Source organism: Rhizobium sp. NXC24 (assembly GCF_002944315.1).
Taxonomy (GTDB): domain Bacteria; phylum Pseudomonadota; class Alphaproteobacteria; order Rhizobiales; family Rhizobiaceae; genus Rhizobium.
Genome location: NZ_CP024314.1, coordinates 228083 through 245073, shown reverse-complemented (window position 1 = coordinate 245073; position 16991 = coordinate 228083). Strand labels below are relative to the sequence as shown.

Annotated in this window: 13 protein-coding genes; 5 read left to right on the top strand and 8 right to left on the bottom strand. The window is 58.2% G+C overall.

Annotated features, from left to right (window positions below; translation table 11 throughout):
- Positions 1-5: 5 nt before the first annotated feature.
- Positions 6-1133 carry an alcohol dehydrogenase family protein gene (locus NXC24_RS25120; RefSeq protein ID WP_245464150.1) on the bottom strand — a complete coding sequence of 376 codons (1128 nt, stop codon included), beginning with the start codon at positions 1131-1133 and terminating at the stop codon, positions 6-8.
- A gap of 253 nt (positions 1134-1386) precedes the next feature.
- On the opposite strand from NXC24_RS25120, the gene NXC24_RS25115 reads away from it, so the two are divergent.
- The gene (locus NXC24_RS25115; RefSeq protein ID WP_104826139.1) at positions 1387-2319 is read left to right on the top strand and encodes a LysR substrate-binding domain-containing protein; all 933 of its coding nucleotides are present in this window, start codon (positions 1387-1389) and stop codon (positions 2317-2319) included.
- Between the two features lie 61 nt (positions 2320-2380).
- On the opposite strand, the gene NXC24_RS25110 is transcribed toward NXC24_RS25115, so the two are convergent.
- Both NXC24_RS25110 and NXC24_RS25105 read right to left on the bottom strand, forming a co-directional pair.
- Positions 2381-3382: a glycine betaine ABC transporter substrate-binding protein gene (locus NXC24_RS25110; RefSeq protein WP_104826138.1), complete on the bottom strand. Its 1002-nt coding sequence runs from the start codon at positions 3380-3382 to the stop codon at positions 2381-2383.
- Between the two features lie 608 nt (positions 3383-3990).
- On the bottom strand, positions 3991-4689 hold the full coding sequence (locus NXC24_RS25105; protein ID WP_104826137.1) for a GntR family transcriptional regulator: 699 nt from the start codon (positions 4687-4689) through the stop codon (positions 3991-3993).
- Between the two features lie 205 nt (positions 4690-4894).
- Here NXC24_RS25105 and NXC24_RS25100 point away from each other — a divergent pair, with 205 nt between their 5' ends.
- Together NXC24_RS25100 and NXC24_RS25095 are read left to right on the top strand one after the other, a co-directional pair.
- Positions 4895-5923 carry a proline racemase family protein gene (locus NXC24_RS25100; RefSeq protein ID WP_104826136.1) on the top strand — a complete coding sequence of 343 codons (1029 nt, stop codon included), beginning with the start codon at positions 4895-4897 and terminating at the stop codon, positions 5921-5923.
- 60 nt (positions 5924-5983) lie between these two features.
- Entirely contained in the window at positions 5984-7006 is a 1023-nt protein-coding gene (locus tag NXC24_RS25095) for an Ldh family oxidoreductase (protein ID WP_104826135.1), read from the top strand.
- A 230-nt stretch (positions 7007-7236) separates the two neighbouring features.
- On the opposite strand, the gene NXC24_RS25090 is transcribed toward NXC24_RS25095, so the two are convergent.
- From NXC24_RS25090 to NXC24_RS25080, 3 genes are read right to left on the bottom strand one after another with little or no spacing between them, the layout of a single operon-like run.
- Positions 7237-8562, bottom strand: a complete 1326-nt coding sequence (locus NXC24_RS25090) for a DUF3422 domain-containing protein (protein WP_104826134.1) — start codon at positions 8560-8562, stop codon at positions 7237-7239.
- Between the two features lie 48 nt (positions 8563-8610).
- Positions 8611-9351, bottom strand: a complete 741-nt coding sequence (locus tag NXC24_RS25085) for an SDR family oxidoreductase (protein ID WP_104826133.1) — start codon at positions 9349-9351, stop codon at positions 8611-8613.
- Entirely contained in the window at positions 9344-10093 is a 750-nt protein-coding gene (locus NXC24_RS25080) for an SDR family oxidoreductase (RefSeq protein ID WP_104826132.1), read from the bottom strand. The genes NXC24_RS25085 and NXC24_RS25080 overlap by 8 nt, the downstream gene beginning before the upstream one ends.
- A gap of 97 nt (positions 10094-10190) precedes the next feature.
- On the opposite strand from NXC24_RS25080, the gene NXC24_RS25075 reads away from it, so the two are divergent.
- The gene (locus NXC24_RS25075) at positions 10191-13229 is read left to right on the top strand and encodes an FAD-binding and (Fe-S)-binding domain-containing protein (protein WP_104826131.1); all 3039 of its coding nucleotides are present in this window, start codon (positions 10191-10193) and stop codon (positions 13227-13229) included.
- A gap of 78 nt (positions 13230-13307) precedes the next feature.
- A complete protein-coding gene (locus tag NXC24_RS25070; RefSeq protein ID WP_104826130.1) occupies positions 13308-14039 on the top strand; it encodes a FadR/GntR family transcriptional regulator in 732 nt (243 codons plus the stop codon).
- 51 nt (positions 14040-14090) lie between these two features.
- Here the strand turns inward: NXC24_RS25070 and NXC24_RS25065 are convergent, their stop codons facing one another.
- Both NXC24_RS25065 and NXC24_RS25060 read right to left on the bottom strand, forming a co-directional pair.
- Positions 14091-15776, bottom strand: a complete 1686-nt coding sequence (locus NXC24_RS25065; protein ID WP_104826129.1) for a thiamine pyrophosphate-binding protein — start codon at positions 15774-15776, stop codon at positions 14091-14093.
- 21 nt (positions 15777-15797) lie between these two features.
- A complete protein-coding gene (locus NXC24_RS25060; protein WP_104826128.1) occupies positions 15798-16991 on the bottom strand; it encodes an FAD-binding oxidoreductase in 1194 nt (397 codons plus the stop codon).

Genomic DNA, 16991 nt, shown 5'->3' with positions numbered 1-16991 from the left:
TTCAATCACGGAATGACGAGCACGAGCTTTCCGACGAGACTTTTCGACAGAAAGTCCTGTTGAGCCCGAACGATGTCTTTGAGCGGATATGTCTTTGCGATGACTGGCTTTATCTCGCCACGCTCGATGTAACCGACGAGGTTCTTGAACACGACGTCGTCCTGAAATGTGCATCCGAAGAACGACAGATCCTTGAGGTAAAGGGTCCTGACGTCGAGCTCGACAATGGGGCCGGCAATAGCTCCTGCAACGACGTATCGCCCGCCTCTTTTGAGGACCTCCAGAAGCTCGCCGAAAGACGGACCAGCCGTGACGTCGAGAGCGACATCCACCGAATCCTTCCCGAGCTTCTCGACGATATTCTCGCCGCGGGGAAGAACCTCGTCGGCCCCCAGCGCGAGCAATTGATCGGCCTTATCGCGCCCGGCAACCGCAGTGACAAAGGCGCCAAGTCGCTTTGCCAGTTGGATCGCCGCGGATCCAACGCCACCCGAAGCGCCCGTGATCAGAATACGTTCGCCATAGCTTACGTTAGCGCGATGAAGCATGCCCTCCGCCGTGGAATAGGCACAGGGTATGGACGCGAGTTCGACATCGCTCCAATCGCAGTCGACCTTGTAGCATTCCGCAGACGGCGCCTTCGCATATTGAGCGAACCCGCCGTCGCATTCGGAGCCGAAGGTCCAACATTCGTAGGGCCGGTATCCAACATAGGTCCGCAGCATATTGCGAACGAGAACGCGCTCGCCCAGGCGTTCCGCGTTCACTCCCTCGCCAACGGCAACGATGCGGCCGCAGCAATCCGCACCCTGAATTCGCGGAAATGTCATTGGCGTGCCGGACCAACTGGCATCGAGATCTTTCGCAGACTGGAAACCTTCTGTCGCGCCGGTTTCCGTTCCCGCGCTTACCGCCTTCGAATACCATCCGATCCGTGTGTTGATATCGGTATTGTTGACGCCAGCGGCGGCAACACGGATCAGGACCTCGCCGGGACCTGGCCTCGGAACCGGAATATCTTCCCGGTATTGAAGCTTATCAAGTCCACCATGGCCAACTAGCTCGACCCCGGTCATGCGATCCGGCAAAGACGCCGAAACCTGATTTGTGGCTGCAGGTTCGTTAAGGCTCATCTTCACCCACTGTTGCTTGTTTGAGGGCCTTGGGCGACGCCGACAATTGGCGTGCTCTTCAGCCATGAGAACGGCATCTGCGGGTTGAAGACAACGCACTTAAAACTCAGCAATGCTTTGAGTTAATCTCAATCCGGCGGTGGCATCTTCCGATGGAAACCTAACCCCACCAATGATTTGGAGAAGCAACCTTTCCCATCGCTCTCGGGGTATCGATGGCGTATCGTGTCGGTTCCACAGTGGAGAAAAACAATTGGTTCGTCGCTTTTACGGCCTTCCTTCCCTTACGGCGCTGGCAGCTTTCGAAGCTGCTGCACGACATGGAAGTTTCACGCTGGCTGCCGCCGAGTTGAACGTCACGCCTGGGGCGGTGAGCAGGCAGATCAAGGCCATGGAGGACGATGTCGGCGTATTGCTGTTTGCCCGCAAGGCGAGAGGAGTGACGCTGACAGCGCCTGCCGAAGAACTATACAGCGCCCTAGCGACCGGATTTGCCCGCGCCTCAGATGTCATCAATTCCATTCGACGTGGAGACAAGGCTCGAAACGTGACGATCGCCTGCAGCGACGTCTTCGCTACGATGTGGCTCGTACCGCGAATGCCGGACTTCTGGCGGACCTTTGAAGAAATAACCGTCGATCACCTGATCTCCGATAACGTCAAGAATTTTCGCAGGGCCGAAGTGGAGCTCAGAATTCGCTATGGCCTTGGCGCATGGATCGACGAGACGGCGGAATTTTTGTTTGACGATTGCCTCTATCCTGTCTGCAGCGCAGCATTTGCGGAAAGGCATCAAGGCGCAACGACCGCCGATCTGAGCGATCTTCCGTTGTTGAACGTCGAATGGGTCGAACCTGATTGGATGGGCTGGGAGGAGGTATTGGTGCGAGCAGGCGTCGCCTCAAGCTCTGCGAATGTGAGACGCTTCGGCAAATTCAGCGTGGCGCTGCAGGCTGCCATGGCAGACCAGGGGCTGGTGGTCGGCTGGCATCGGTTGGTCGGGCCGCTCGTGGAAAAGGGCGAACTCGTCCGCTTCACCGATCTCGTCATACCGGCGCCCGGCGGCTACTACCTTACCTGGAACAGTAACCGTGAACTTTCGGTGGCGGCGGAGACGGTTCGAGACTGGATAAGGAAACTTGCCTCGCAAGAGCGGGATGCGCCAATGCCTCGGAAAGGCAAATAGGCTTTAAGCCGGTGGGTGATAAGTTAGGGCGCGCGAAGCGTCGCGCGCCCTCGCTTAAGACTTACAAAGCGGCTTCAACCTTCTTTGCTACGTCGGCAGGAACCCACTTGGTCCAGATATCCTTGTTTTCCTTGAGGAAATGCTTGGATCCTTCGTCGCCGGTTGCCTGGTTTTCCGTCTCCCAGGCCATTACCTTGCCGACGGTCGCATTGCTCCAACCGCGCGTCTTGAAGTATTCGAGGACTTCCGGCGGGGCGCTATCGGCAAACTTCTTCGTCAGAACGGTGTAGACGTTGTCGACGGGCCAAGCGGCCGGCTTGGGATCCGGGCACTGAAGATTGGTGATACAACGCTTCCACTCGGCAGCATCCTGCGGAACGGTGAACTTCAACATCACCATATCGTACTTTCCGAGCAACGCAGTCGGAGCCCAGTAATAGGTGATGAAACCTTCCTTGCGTTCGTAAGCCTTGGCTATCGCACCATCGAGACCGGCCGCAGAGCCGGGGTCGAGGAGGTTGAACCCCTTGTCGGTTGCGTTGTAAGCCTTGAAGAGCTGTGCGGTAACGACGGTTGCACCCCAGCCCTGGGCCCCGTTGAAGATCACACCCTTGCTCGAGTCTTCAGGATCGGGAAAGAGTTCGGGATGCTTGAGCGCATCGTCGATCGTCTTGATATCCGGATGTGCCTCGGCAACGTATTTCGGAATCCACCAGCCCTGAACACCACCGTCCGGCAGCGCCTTTGCCGCCTCGATGATCTTTTGCTCCTTCAGGCCGCGGGGAACGATTTCCGGCAAAAGATCAACCCAGGTCTCCGACGAGACGTCAGGTTCGCTCTTTTCAACCATGGACGTCGTCGACGGCACGGTGTCGCCGGGCATCGTTTCCACGCTGCATCCGTAACCGTTCTCCAAGATGAACTTATCGACATAGGTAAGGACTTCCGCGCTTTGAACATTGTGCAAAGCAAGGGTGACGGTGCCACAGCCTGCGGCAGAGGCAGGCAGCGACAGGCCCAAATAGCCGACGGCGAGACATGTAGATGCAAGCAAATACTTCATTGAGTTCCCTCTCTTCTTAGCGGCAGTCGACAGGAACAGGATGCCGCAGAGCCTGTCCCGAAGGTTAACCCATCTGTCTATCGATCGATTGAAAGCCGCGCGTGACGCCGGCCCTGAGCCGATGGAGATTGCGTCAGTACCCTCGCCGACGATTTGGCATCGGCAGAGCATTTGAAGCGTCATCGGACAACGCGCCGCTTCCGGTGATTTTCATGGGCATCGCATCACGTCTCCTCTTTTGGAAACTCACAGCGGTCATGCATCGATGGACGAGGGCCTTTCCCAGCGGCGTTCTCACGCGTCCCGTCATCCCATCGAGCGGATTGGGAGAGCTTCTAGCAAAAGTGGATCGGCGTAACAAGCAAAATGTACATATATGTCTATTAAATTTTCATATATGATTGTTTTATGTACTCTAATGTACATTCCAAGCTATTGCCGGAACAACGAATTTCGCCAAAGAACTAGGATTTCTCCGTCGTTGCACCGACGCGCAGGGAATCGGCAGCCGGGCGGGAACGCCAGAGCGATTTTCGAGAGATGTTCGCTGAGATGGCTGAACACGCGTGATTGCGAGGCGAACGCCGTCCGCCGCGGAGAAGTCCGCCTCAGGGTCGCTTGGTTGCGGGAGCCGACGCGGTGCCCTTGGGAAGGTGTTCCATCAGGGATTGGCACGCCCGCATAATGTGGGCGTAGACGAGACTGCCAGCACCCTCGACGTCCCGCTTGCGGCAAAGTTCGAGGATCTGCCGGTGCTCATCGTCGGCGACCTGATGCCCGTTCGAAAGCGTGAGCTGAATCCGCAAATAGCGTTCGATCCGATCATTCACCGACCGTATCATGTTCACCATGTATGGCCTGTGGGCATCCTCATAGAGCCGTGAATGAAAACGCCAATTGAGTTCGGCCCATCGTCCGATGTCCGTTTCCTGAGCAAAGGCGTCGCAATAGGCTTGCGCCTGCTCGTAAGTCTCCTCTGTCATTTGAGGAATTGAAAGTTTTATCGCGCTGGATTCCAGGATCGCCCGAACCTCAAAAATCTGGACGAGCTCCGGCTCGGAGGTCGGCGTCACCACCGCTCCGCGGTTTCTTTGGAAGGCGACGAGACCTTCGGCCTCCAGGCGCTTCAAGGCTTCCCGAACAGGGATCTTGGAAACGTTGAACATGCGGGCGACTTCGTCCTGGCGGATCGGCTCACCCTCGTCGAGCGTCCCGTCAATGATGGAATCGCGGATGAACTTGACGATTACGTCCGAAGCCGTTGGGACGCTTCCCAAATTCGTAGCCTGCTCTGAGTTAAACGGCATTCTCGGCTCGCGTCCTTGGTTCTCGATGGGCGAGCAATATCGTAGGCCACTTTTGTTCTCAAGGCTTCCGCGTTTGTCGGGACGTCCAACGTCGCAGATGTTTCCTACGCCATCTTCCATGCAAGCCAGCCTTGACTCGCTTTTCGTAGATCGTATACGTTATCCGAAATTGATGCTAATGTGACATAGTCCGTGGGGAACGAAGATGCGAACGTCAAAGGTTGTGCATGTTGTTAGCTGCCACGCCGAAGGCGAGGTCGGCGATGTTATCGTCGGCGGCGTCGCCCCACCTCCGGGCGCAACCGTCTGGGACCAGGCCCGCTGGATCGCCGAGGACGAAACGCTGCGGAACTTCGTCCTGAACGAACCGCGCGGGGGAGTCTTCAGACATGTGAACCTTCTTGTCCCACCGAAGAACCCGAAGGCGCAAATGGGCTGGATCATCATGGAGCCGGCCGATACCCCACCCATGTCGGGCTCAAACTCCATGTGCGTCTCAACCGTCCTTCTCGATACCGGCATTATCCCAATGCAGGAACCGATCACACGCATGGTGCTGGAACCGCCAGGCGGCTTGATCAAGGTTGAGGCAGAGTGCCGCAATGGCAAGGCCGAGCGTATCCGTGTGCGGAATGTTCCTTCCTTCGCCGATAAGCTCGATGCTACGCTCGAAGTCGGAGGAATTGGCACTTTGACTGTCGACACCGCCTATGGCGGCGACAGCTTCGTCGTCGTCGACGCGGCGTCGCTGGGATTGCAGCTCCAGCCCGACCAGGCTCGAGATATCGCCCGGCTTGGCGTAAAGATCACAGAAGCCGCGAACGAACAGCTTGGCTTCAAGCATCCGGCGAACGCATGGGGCCACATCTCATTCTGCCAAATCACCGATCCTGTGGTCATGAAAGACGGCGTGCTTTGGGGCAAGAATGCAGTCGCCATACGTCCGGGTAAGATCGACCGCTCCCCTTGCGGGACCGGATGCTCGGCGCGAATGGCAATTCTCCATGCAAAGGGTCAGATGAAGCCGGGCGACAAGTTCGTGGGTACGTCGTTGCTCGATACGGAATTCCATTGCAGCATCGACAGTGAAGTTGACATCAACGGCAAGCTCGGCATCAATCCGATTATTTCAGGCCGGGCATGGGTGATCGGTACGAAACAGCTAATGGTCGACCCTAGCGACCCATTTCAAGCGGGTTATCGCCTCTCGGACACTTGGCCCATGGATATCTAGGAGGCAAATCTTGCCATTGATATACGTCGAGCCATACGCCGGTCTCGAAGGATTAATCGGATGATCGAAAATCCAGAAGACTCCATCCGTATCAGCTTTAGCGATCTAAAATTGCTGTTGGTCAAGATCTTTGTTCGCTTCGGGGTCTCCGAGGCGAATGCGGCGATCCTGGCCGAAAATTGTGCCGGATGTGAACGCGACGGCAGCATGAGCCATGGCGTGTTTCGTATTCCCGGTTATGTTGCCACGCTTAGGAGCGGCTGGGTGGATGGTAAGGCAGTGCCTACCATCGAAGATGGCGGCGAGGCCTTCGTTCGCGTCGACGCCAGGAACGGCTTTGCTCAACCGGCGCTAGCGGCTGCCACTCCGCTGTTGATCGAAAAGGCTTCAAGATGTGGCGCGGCAGTCCTCGCGATCCGGAACTCGCATCATTTCAGCGCGCTTTGGCCGGATCTGGAACCGTTAGCCAGAAAGGGTTTCGTCGCGCTTTCGATGGTGTCCGGACTGGCATGCGTTGCGCCTCCGGGAAGTGCGAAGCCGATCATGGGAACGAACCCCATCGCTTTTGCAACACCGGTTGCGGGCGCTGATCCCTTCGTTTTCGACTTCGCGACCAGCGCAATGTCGAATGGCGATCTGCGGATCGCGGCGCGTGAGGGCCATAACGTTCCGCCGGGCACCGGAGTCGATGCCGAGGGCCTCTTGAGCGAAGACCCGAAAAGAATTCTTGCGGGCGGTTCTCTTCTTCCGTTCGGCGGCCACAAGGGCTTCGCCCTTTCCCTCATGGTCGAGGTTCTGGCATCCGCGCTGACGGGTGGTCAATTTTCAACGGAAGTCAATTTCTCGGCTCATCCCGGTGCAGAAACCCCGAAAACCGGGCAGGCTCTGATCCTTATTGATCCGACGTGTGGAAACAATGACGCATTTGCAAGCCGGGTTGCCCATCTGATTGAACTAGTCCGACAGTCCGGCGGGACACGACTGCCGTCAGATCGCAGATATAGGACACGAGCAGCGTCAGAGCGCGACGGCATCCGATTGAGCGCTAGCACTTACGAACAGCTACGTTCATTCGCGCAATAGAACGGCGTTCTTCCGGCGCTCAACAGGGAAGACGAAGGTTAGTCTACCTCATAGCCATGAAAGTCAGGATGCCGCGGAAAATCATCTTCTGCCGTGTTGGTCTTTTCAGCTTTTGGCATCTTCACGCTGAAGGCGGCAAGCACTGCCTTGATGGCAATTGGCCCATAGTTGTCGGCAAGGTCTGAGACTTCGTTCGGCTGATTTCGATCTTGCGGCGCATGATGTGACCCTCAGCGAGTGCTGTAATTGTGAGAATTGCTGGATGAATGGAAGTGTTTCGTGCGCTGGCGGATGAGGGTTGCCACTAAGACGACAGCTATCGGGCTCGCTAATCCCATTGCCAGTTCCGCGTCGAATGCATGGACTCCATGCGCCAGACCTTTAAGGAAATAGCCAAGCAGCCCAACGACGTAATAGCTGACAGCCGCAATCGAAAGCCCCTCCACCGTCTGCTGGAGACGTAGCTGAAGCTGAGCGCGTTCGCTCATCGTCTGCAGAATGTCCCTATTCTGTCGCTCCATCGCCACATCGACTTTCGCTCGCAACAATTGGGTCGCGCGCGCCAGCTTCCGCGAAAGGTTGACCTGCCTTTCCTCAAGCGAAAAGCATGTTTGAAGCGCCGGCGCCATGCGCCGATTGAGGAATGCCTGGAAAGTTTCGCGATCCGGCACCGGTTCGAAACCGATTGCGGTGATCCTTCCGAGAACAATATTCTGATAGGCGCGGCTTGCTCCAAAGCGGAACAGGGATTTCGCCGCACCTGCTTCAAGGCGTGCTGCAAGCACGACGAGCTTATCCAGCAAGCTTTCGTTGTCTTCCAGCGAGACGGTTTGCGTCATTTCCTGCGTTGCATCGACCAGTGAACGCTCGATCTGGCGCACGGACGGCTCCAGACGCTGAGCTTCGGGCAGACATAATAGAGCAAGGACTCGATAGGTTTCGAGTTCAAGCAGTCTCTGGGCAAGCGCACCAATCCGCATGGCGGGCACGCCATTGTTGACCACGAGAATTTTGACGAAGCCGCCGGCGTCCGGCTTGAAATCCGTGGCAACTATGACGCCCCCTTTTTCGGCGGTCATGACGCAAAGGGATTCCTTTGCGAACATTGCATCGATATCGGGCGCGGAAGACACATCAACTATATGCAGGTCGATGGCGACGAGGTGTGGGCCTGGCTGGAGAATGGCATACATCTGCGGAGCAAGAGTTGCCGGTTCCGCAGCAAAATCTGCCTGGGCGGGATGCTTGTAATACCAGCAATAGGTCGCAAATTCGCTGTGCCGTTCCCAACGAAGATGAATATCGCCAAACGACACGCGATGATGTCTGGCATTGGCCGGAATGGCGTCGTGGCCGTTTTCCTGGCAGTAAAGCGAAAGCGCTTCGCGCTCAGTGTCCCGTTCGGCTCCCGCTGAAAGAAACGCGAAATGCAAAAGACGTGCCGGCGTTTCGATCGGCCTGAACGGCCGGGCATGTACCTCCTCAAGCACAAACGCCCGGTCCTCATGGGGCGAAAGCATGGGCGCCGCCCTTTCAATTGCAGTGTTGTCTGCCATCGGTTCCCCTCCAGATACCGAACAGAAATCAAGGAGATACGTCTGCTCTCACTGCTGGAATTTGACCATGGTTCCCCCGCCCGCTGCTTGATCCGTCGGATAGACCTCGACACGCGAGACGTCGACGAAGATCGGCAGATCGATGATATTTTCGACCACGCGAGCAATGTTTTCAGGCTGAATGGAGCGATAGCCGTCATAGAGCACGGCATTCGCCTGACCATCCGGAATAGAGGTGCGGTAAAGCGAGGTCTCGACACGTCCGGGGACGATCTCGCTGACGCGCACCGATGTCCCGAGCAAATCAAGACGAAGATTGTCGCAGAACAGGCTCAAGCCGGCTTTGGAGGCGCCATAGGCCGACGAATTCGGGAAAGCGGCCCGCCCCGCGATCGAGCCGATGAAAATCAAATGACCGCGCCTGCGTTCCACCATGCCCGGCACAACCGCCCGCGTGAGACGCATCGGCGCCTTCAGGTTGACGTCGACCATGGCGTCGATCTCGTCCGGATCGATCTCATGGAAGGATGCCCGGGTCGACAGGATGCCGGCATTGTTGATGAGGATATCGACCTCTATGCCATTCAGCGCTTCGGCGATCCTCTGCGTATCGCGCACATCCGCCTTGATCGGGATCGCACCGCTGGTCTCGGAGAGTTCCTTGAGCACATCTTCGTTGCGGCCGACGGCATAGACCGTGAATCCGCGTTGCCTGAGAGCGAGAACGATCGCCTTGCCGATACCGCTGGTCGCTCCGGTGACGACCACGGTGCGATAGACATCAGACATAGATGTAGCCTCCGCTGATGACGACGTTTTCACCGGTGGCATAGGTGTTGCGGCTTGATGCCATCATGACGATCCACTCCGCCATTTCGACCGGCTCGGCTGCGCGGCCAAGCGCGCTGGCCTTGGCCAGTTCCGGCAGGAAGCCGAGTTCCTTGGCGCGATCGGCCGCAAAGCCGGCCGGCGCAACCGAATTGACGAGAATCTGATCCTTGGCGCATTCCTGAGCGAAAGATTTGGTCAGGCTGACCACGGCTGCCTTGGTCGCGGCGTAGTGGGCATTCTGCGGATGTGCCTTGAAGGCGTCGACCGACGTAACGTTGACGATGCGTCCCGTCACTTCCGGAGCATTCACATGCTGGCGCATATGAAGTACGGCAGCTACCATCATGTGATAAGTGCCCTTCACGTTGATGGCGTTTTCGAGATCCCACTCCTCATCGGTGATTTCGAGAATCGGCCGACGCGGATAAATCGCGGCACTGTTGACGAGGACATGGATGCGACCAAGCTGCCCGACGATTTCGTTGAAACCCCGATGCGCCGTTTCGGCGCGGGAGATGTCGGCGACCGCCGTTGCTACTTCTGCGCCAAGCGCACGCAGCGCCTGCGCGGACGAAGCCAGCAATTGTTCATTGCGGTCGATCAGGCCGATTTTGGTTGCGCCGTGAGAGATCATAAGCTTCGCTGTCGTCAGCCCGAGACCAGATGCGCCACCGACGATGATTGCGGTTTGGTTCTTCAAGTTCCACCTCGTTGTTTTGCGTTGCGCCACCAAATTTGTATGTTATCACTTATATGCCAACTTTGACAAAGCTCAAGCGCTTTATAAAGGTTTTCCGATGATTCCACGTCTGCGGGCGAATTTCGTCACGCCCCTGCCCCCGGCCAGTTTCTTCGAACGGCTCATTGAAGCAGGCTTCAACGGTGACATAGAAACCGGCGCCGCGGCGCGGACGGTTTTTGCGACCGACAATTCCATCTATCAGGTCGAGCCCGCAGCCATTCTTTTTCCGAAGGGCGCCGAAGATCTGAAAATTGTCGCAACCGTCCTTTCGGAACCGGCCTTCCGCACGATCGCGATTGCACCACGAGGCGGCGGCACCGGCACCAACGGACAATCGCTGACATCGGGCGTTGTGGTCGACTGTTCGCGGCATATGAACAGCATACTGGACATAGATCCGGTCCGAAGGGTTGCTCGCGTCCAGGCCGGCGTCGTCAAGGATCAGTTGAATCGCGCCTTGAAGCCATACGGCCTCTTCTTTGCGCCTGAGCTTTCCACCTCCAACCGCGCGACCATCGGCGGTATGGTTTCCACCGATGCCTGCGGCCAGGGCTCGTGTCTCTACGGAAAGACCAGCAACCATGTGCTCGGCCTGCGTATCGTGCTCGTCGACGGCTCCGAATGGTGGTCGCGCCCACTGGATGCGGCAGCGCTTGCCGAGGCTGCAGCGCGCCAGGACCGGATTGGAGAGATCCACAGGACGGTCGACCGGATCGCTAGAGAAAAGCACGACCGGATCGCAGAGGTCTTTCCGAACCTCAATCGCTATATGACCGGTTACGATCTCGCCCACATACGGCATCCCGACGGGCGTTTCGACCTCAACGCCATTCTCTGCGGCTCGGAGGGAACATTGGCGATAATCGCCGAGGCGGAGCTCAATCTTTTGCCGCTTCCGGCCCACGCCGCGCTGATCAACATCAGATATGGCGATTTCAACACGGCGCTGGAGGATGCCCGGACCCTGGCGGCGCTCAAAGTCGCTTCGGTAGAAACGATCGACGAGACAGTCTTGAAGCTCGCCAAGAGCGACATTGTCTGGAACAGCATCGCCCGGTTTTTCCCCGATGATGCAATCGGATCGGCAAACGGGATTAATATCGCCGAAGTTCTCGCCGACGATGAGGACGAGCTTGAACGCAAGTTATCCGAGATAACCGCAGCTATCGATACCGGTGCAAATGCACGCCGAAGAGGTTACACGGTGGTGCGGAGCCATGCCGAGATCGAAGCGATATGGTCGATGCGCAAGCGCGCCGTCGGCCTGCTCGGCAATGTGGAAGGGCCGGTCCGGCCCGTGCCCTTCGTCGAAGATACGGCTGTTCCCCCTGAAAACCTCGCGGCCTATATTCGCGAGTTCCGTGCATTGCTGGACGGTGCGGGCCTTTCATACGGCATGTTCGGCCATGTCGACGCCGGCGTGTTGCATGTGCGACCGGCGCTCGACCTAACCCGCGCAGATCATGTCCCATTGGTGCGCAACATCAGCGACGCAGTGGTGGCGCTCACCCGCAAATATGGCGGCGTCCTTTGGGGCGAACACGGCAAGGGCGTGCGTTCGGAATATGTGCCGGAATTCTTTGGCGACCTCTATCCCTGCCTGCAGGAGATCAAGCGGGCATTCGATCCGGAGAACCGGCTTAATCCCGGCAAGATCGCGGCGCCTTCAAACGAACCGCTTCTGAAAATAGACGAGGTGCCGCTTCGCGGCAGCGTCGACCGCGTTCTCGGCAACGAGATCCGCGCCGCCTTCGACAATGCCGCCTATTGCAACGGCAACGGCGCCTGTTTCGACTTTGACGAAGCAAGCCCGATGTGCCCTTCCTATAAGGCGACAGGCGACCGACGCTTCTCTCCAAAAGGCCGTGCCGCACTGATGCGGGAATGGCTGCGGCTCCTTGCCGAGAAGGGCGTCGATCCGCGCAGGGAAGCAGAGCGGGCGCGCGGCGCCAATCCCGTTTTTGATCTCGCCCGGCGCGCCTTGAACTCACTCAATCCCAAAAACCGGGATGACTTCTCGCATGAGGTGCGCGCTGCGATGGACACGTGCTTGGCCTGTAAGGCCTGCGCCGGCCAATGCCCCGTCAAGGTCAGCGTCCCATCGTTTCGTTCCAAGTTTTTGGAGCTTTATTACGGACGCTACCTGCGCCCCATGAAGGATCTGCTCGTCGCGACCATCGAGACCACTCTGCCCTTGATGGTTCGGATGCGTCCCGCATACAACCTATTCGTGGGAACGCTTGTGGGCCAGAAGCTGATGCATGTCGCCGGGCTGACGGCGCTGCCGCTGCTTCCACGCCTCTCCCTGGCGCGAGAGGCTGCCCGCCTGGGCGTGCCGATCGCGACCCCCAGCCGGATCGAAGCCTTGTCGCCTGACGAACGGAAACGGAGCGTCATTTTCGTTCCCGATAGCTTCACGGAGCATTTCGACCCGCAAGTTGCCGTCGCTGCGATAAAACTGGCGCGGAAAATGGGCCTGTCGCCCTTTCTCGCCGCCCGTCATACCAACGGCAAGGCGTTGCATGTCCATGGCTATCTCGGCCGCTTTGAAAGGACTGCAGGGCAATCCGCCGTTTATTTCAATCGCCTGTCCGATAGCGGCGTGCCTCTCGTCGGCCTCGATCCGTCGATGACACTTGCCTATCGCAGCGAATACAAAAGCGCGGTCGGTGCGAAGCTGAAGGCAACCGTCCTCTTGCCACAGGAATGGCTAACGGCCAATGTCGACAGGCTCGGCGCCCTACCATCGACCGCCGAAGGCAAGAGCTTCCGATTGCTGGCCCATTGTACGGAACGCACGAATGCGCCCGCTTCCCTGGCGCAATGGAAAGCGGTGTTCGGAAGGTTAGGCATCGAACTTCAGACGGCTGACGTCGGCTGCTGTGGCATGGCAGGCACCTTCGGCCATGAAGCGCGCAACCGCGCCATCTCGGAGCGGCTTTATGCAATGAGCTGGAAACGCGAGATTGAAGCCGAGGATAAAACCAACATGCTGATGGCCACAGGTTATTCATGCCGGTCTCAAGTCAAGCAGATAGATCACAAAAGAATCTCGCATCCGTTTGAAGTGCTGAATGAAATAATTGCAGATTAGCACGACCATGCCGCGATCAAATGTGGCATGATATGTGATATGTGCTAAATTCGGCCCAGGAAAATCGGAGCAAATCAGGTGTCGATCATCACGCAACGGGGAAATCTCGCGGAAATCGTTGTTGCGAAACTCAGTGAGCGCATCGATTCCGGTCTTTATGCGCCCGGCGAGAAGATTCCGTCAAGCGCGCAGCTTTGCGAAGAGTTCGGCGTTTCCCGGACCGTCATTCGCGAGGCGCTCACCTCCCTGAAGGTGGGAGGCCGGGTCACGGCGCGTCAGGGCGCCGGCGTCTATGTGAGCGAAAAGGATGCCAAGGCCCTCAATTTCGAGATCGGCCGCATCGAGGACATCCGCTCGGCCATGCAGATCCTCGAACTCCGGCTTGGTGTGGAGATGCAGTCCGTTGCGCTCGCCGCTACGCGGCGTACGCCGGAAGCTCTTGCCGAGATTGCACGCGCCTATGATCGGCTTGAAACGCTTGCAACGGAAGATGCGGAAGTCGAAGCGCGCGCTGATTTCGAATTTCACCTCGCCATTGCCCGCGCCACCCGCAATCCACATTTCCCAAACTTTCTGGAAGCGGTGATCGAGAGGATCAATTTCGATCTGCTGCTGAAGCATCGTCAATCCGCGCGCAACTACGGCACCTATCTGAAGAAGATCAACAAGGAACACGCCGCCATTTTATCCGCCATTACTCAGGGCGATCCCAAGGCGGCAAAAAGTGCGCTGGCAACCCATCTGGAAGAAAGCCTCAATCGCTATCGCGCGCTGCTCGATGAGCCTGTGAGCAGCGAAACGGAGCAGTAGCGGAGAAAAAGTGGCCTGCGCCGCCCGTTTGCCGGGCGGCGCATCGTCTTTTTATTTGCCCTGTGCGATTGCCTGATCGCGAATTTGCGTAAGGCTCATCTTCGGCGTCAGCGCTTCCGGATCGATCCGGATTTCGATCAGGCTCGGCTTGCCCGATGCTTCACAACGTTCGAAGGCGCCGGCGAAATCCTCCGTCACCTCCACGGTTTCGCCGTGCAGCCCATAGGACCGGGCCAGCGAGGCAAAATCCGGGTTCGTCAGCCGGGTGCCTGACACACGGCCGGGATAGTTGCGCTCCTGATGCATGCGAATTGTTCCGTACATGCCGTTGTTGATGACGAGGAAGATGACGCGTGCGTCATATTGCATGGCGGTCGCCAGCTCCTGTCCGTTCATCAAGAAACATCCATCGCCGGCGAAGGCCACGACAGTTCGCGAAGGATCAGTGATCTTCGCGGCGACCGCAGCCGGGACACCGTAACCCATCGAGCCATTGGTCGGACCAAGCTGGGTTCGGAAGGTACGGTGCTGATAGAAGCGGTGCGCCCAGGCGGTATAATTGCCTGCCCCCATCGTCAGGATCGCGTCCGGCTTCAGATGGCCGCGCAGCCATTCCATTACAGCGCCCATCTGGACAGGACCCGGAACCTGCGGATGCTTGAGGTTTTCCAGATAGTCGGCATGCGCCGCCGCCGTCCAATCGGTCCAGGCGGGTGCCGCTGCAGGCTTGAGCTTCACCGCCTGGGACAGGAAGCCCGCGACACTGGCGTTGATCGGCAATGTCGCGTGGTAGACGCGACCCAGTTCTTCCGCACCGGGGTGAATATGGACAAGCGTCTGCTTCGGAACCGGAATGTCGATCAAACTATAGGCGCCGGTGGTCATTTCGCCGAGGCGGGCCCCGATCGAGATCAGCAGGTCACAGTCTTTAACATGTTGAATCAGCTTCGGTCCCGCCGCCAGCCCGAGGTCGCCGGCATAATTCGGATGCGTGTTGTCGAAGAGGTCCTGGCAGCGGAAGGAGGCTGCGATCGGCAGGCTGAAAGTTTCCGAGAAGCTTTTCAGATCCGCCACCGCCTGCTGCGTCCAGCCACCGCCACCGACGATGGCCATCGGACGCTTGGCCTTGGACAGGAGTGCCTGCAATTCCTGCAATTGCGGCTCGCCGGCATAGGCCTCGACGCGCCGGTAGGCCGGCGTGTCGGCAACGTCGACCATGTCGGTCAGCATGTCTTCCGGCAGGGCCACAACCACCGGGCCCGGGCGCCCGTTGACTGCGCGGTGGAACGCCTGGCTGATCAGTTCGGGAATGCGGGCCGCATCCTCGATCTCGACCACCCACTTCGCCATCTGACCGAACATGCGCCGGTAATCGATCTCCTGGAAGGCTTCACGTTCCATCTGGTCACGCGCCACCTGGCCGATGAACAGGATCATCGGCGTGGAGTCCTGGAAGGCAGTGTGCACGCCGATGGAAGCATTCGTTGCCCCCGGACCGCGGGTGACAAAGCAGATGCCGGGCTTGCCCGTCATCTTGCCATAGGCTTCCGCCATATAGGACGCCCCGCCCTCCTGACGGCAGATGACGAATTCGATGGCATCCTCTGCGTCATGAAAAGCATCGAGCGCGGCAAGATAGCTTTCGCCCGGCACACCGAACACGCGATCGACGCCGTGGATCCGCAGGGCATCGACCAGGACCTGGCCGCCGCTGCGCTTTGAAGTTTCGTACCTCATGGGGTTCCCTTATCTTGTTCGTTAAATGACGGCGTCTTCGAGGAAGGGTCGGTTCGCTACCACCCGTTCGTAGCCGAAAGGCGCAAGATCGAGCGTCTTGAAACCCCCATAGGTGATGAGCTCCGACAGGCCCCGGCCCATCGCAGGCGACTGTTGCAAACCGTGGCCCGAAAAGCCGTTGGCGAAGAGAAAGTTTTTGACGTCCGTGTGGGGACCGAGAACGACGTTGTGATCGAGGGTGCAATAGTCGTAGTGACCGGCCCAGGAGTTGACCACCTTGATCGCTTCGAAGGCAGGCACGCGGTTTGCAAGGATCGGCCAGATTTCCTCGTCGAACTCGTCATGCATGACGTCGAAATCGTTCGGGTCCACTTCCGGATCGTGTTTCGGATAGGTGCCCATCAGATAGAACTTGCCTTCCGGGCGGAAGAAAACGCCGGTCGGATCGATGGTCAGGCCAACTTTACCCTCCAAGGGCGTGCGGCAGTCGACAACGAAGAGAGAGCGACGGCGTGGCTCCACGGGGACGTCGAGCCCGGCCATCCGCGCGACCTTCTTGCCGTTGGTACCGGACGTATTGACCATCATGCCGCAGGCGATCGTCTGGCCGCTCTTCGTCGATACGGAAACGACGCGGTCTCCTTCCCTGTCAACAGCAACGACTTCGTCTTCGATGTACTCGACGCCGAGCGAACGCGCTTTCTTTCGAAAGCCCTGCAGCAGACCGACGCTGTCGAACCAGCCTTCGCCGCGCTCGCCGGTGCTGCCGAGCGTCAATCCTTCGAGATTAAGCCAGGGAAATCGCCGGCCCAAGCCTTCCGGATCGAGAAGCGTTACTTCCGCCCCGCAAGAGATTTGTGTTTCATGATTGCGGCGCAGGACCTGCTCGCCACGCTCATCCTCGGCCAGGAAGAGATAGCCCGCTTCGTGGAAGCCGATTTCGGGGGTGTCGTCATCGACGGCGACATTTTCCTTGAAATTGCGGATGAATTCCGTGCCGAACTGCGAGACCTTAACGTTGATCGCATTCGAGAACTGGTGGCGGATGGAGCTGGAAGACAGCGCCGTTGCCGAGCGCTGATAGGTCCAGTCCTTTTCAATCACGAGGACCGATCCTTTGAAATCGGGATTGGTCGCGAGAAAATAGGCTGCGGAGCTGCCGACGACTGCGCCCCCGACAATGATCACGTCATATGCAGATCTGGAAGCTTGCAT

Excerpts from the sequence above, each read along its gene's own strand:
- NXC24_RS25120 (WP_245464150.1), bottom strand. The coding sequence starts at position 1,133 with ATGAGCCTTAACGAACCTGCAGCCACAAATCAGGTTTCGGCGTCTTTG.
- NXC24_RS25110 (WP_104826138.1), bottom strand. The coding sequence starts at position 3,382 with ATGAAGTATTTGCTTGCATCTACATGTCTCGCCGTCGGCTATTTGGGC.
- NXC24_RS25105 (WP_104826137.1), bottom strand. The coding sequence starts at position 4,689 with ATGCCGTTTAACTCAGAGCAGGCTACGAATTTGGGAAGCGTCCCAACG.
- NXC24_RS25100 (WP_104826136.1), top strand. The coding sequence starts at position 4,895 with ATGCGAACGTCAAAGGTTGTGCATGTTGTTAGCTGCCACGCCGAAGGC.
- NXC24_RS25095 (WP_104826135.1), top strand. The coding sequence starts at position 5,984 with ATGATCGAAAATCCAGAAGACTCCATCCGTATCAGCTTTAGCGATCTA.
- NXC24_RS25090 (WP_104826134.1), bottom strand. The coding sequence starts at position 8,562 with ATGGCAGACAACACTGCAATTGAAAGGGCGGCGCCCATGCTTTCGCCC.
- NXC24_RS25085 (WP_104826133.1), bottom strand. The coding sequence starts at position 9,351 with ATGTCTGATGTCTATCGCACCGTGGTCGTCACCGGAGCGACCAGCGGT.
- NXC24_RS25075 (WP_104826131.1), top strand. The coding sequence starts at position 10,191 with ATGATTCCACGTCTGCGGGCGAATTTCGTCACGCCCCTGCCCCCGGCC.
- NXC24_RS25065 (WP_104826129.1), bottom strand. The coding sequence starts at position 15,776 with ATGAGGTACGAAACTTCAAAGCGCAGCGGCGGCCAGGTCCTGGTCGAT.
- NXC24_RS25060 (WP_104826128.1), bottom strand. The coding sequence starts at position 16,991 with ATGCAAGCTTCCAGATCTGCATATGACGTGATCATTGTCGGGGGCGCA.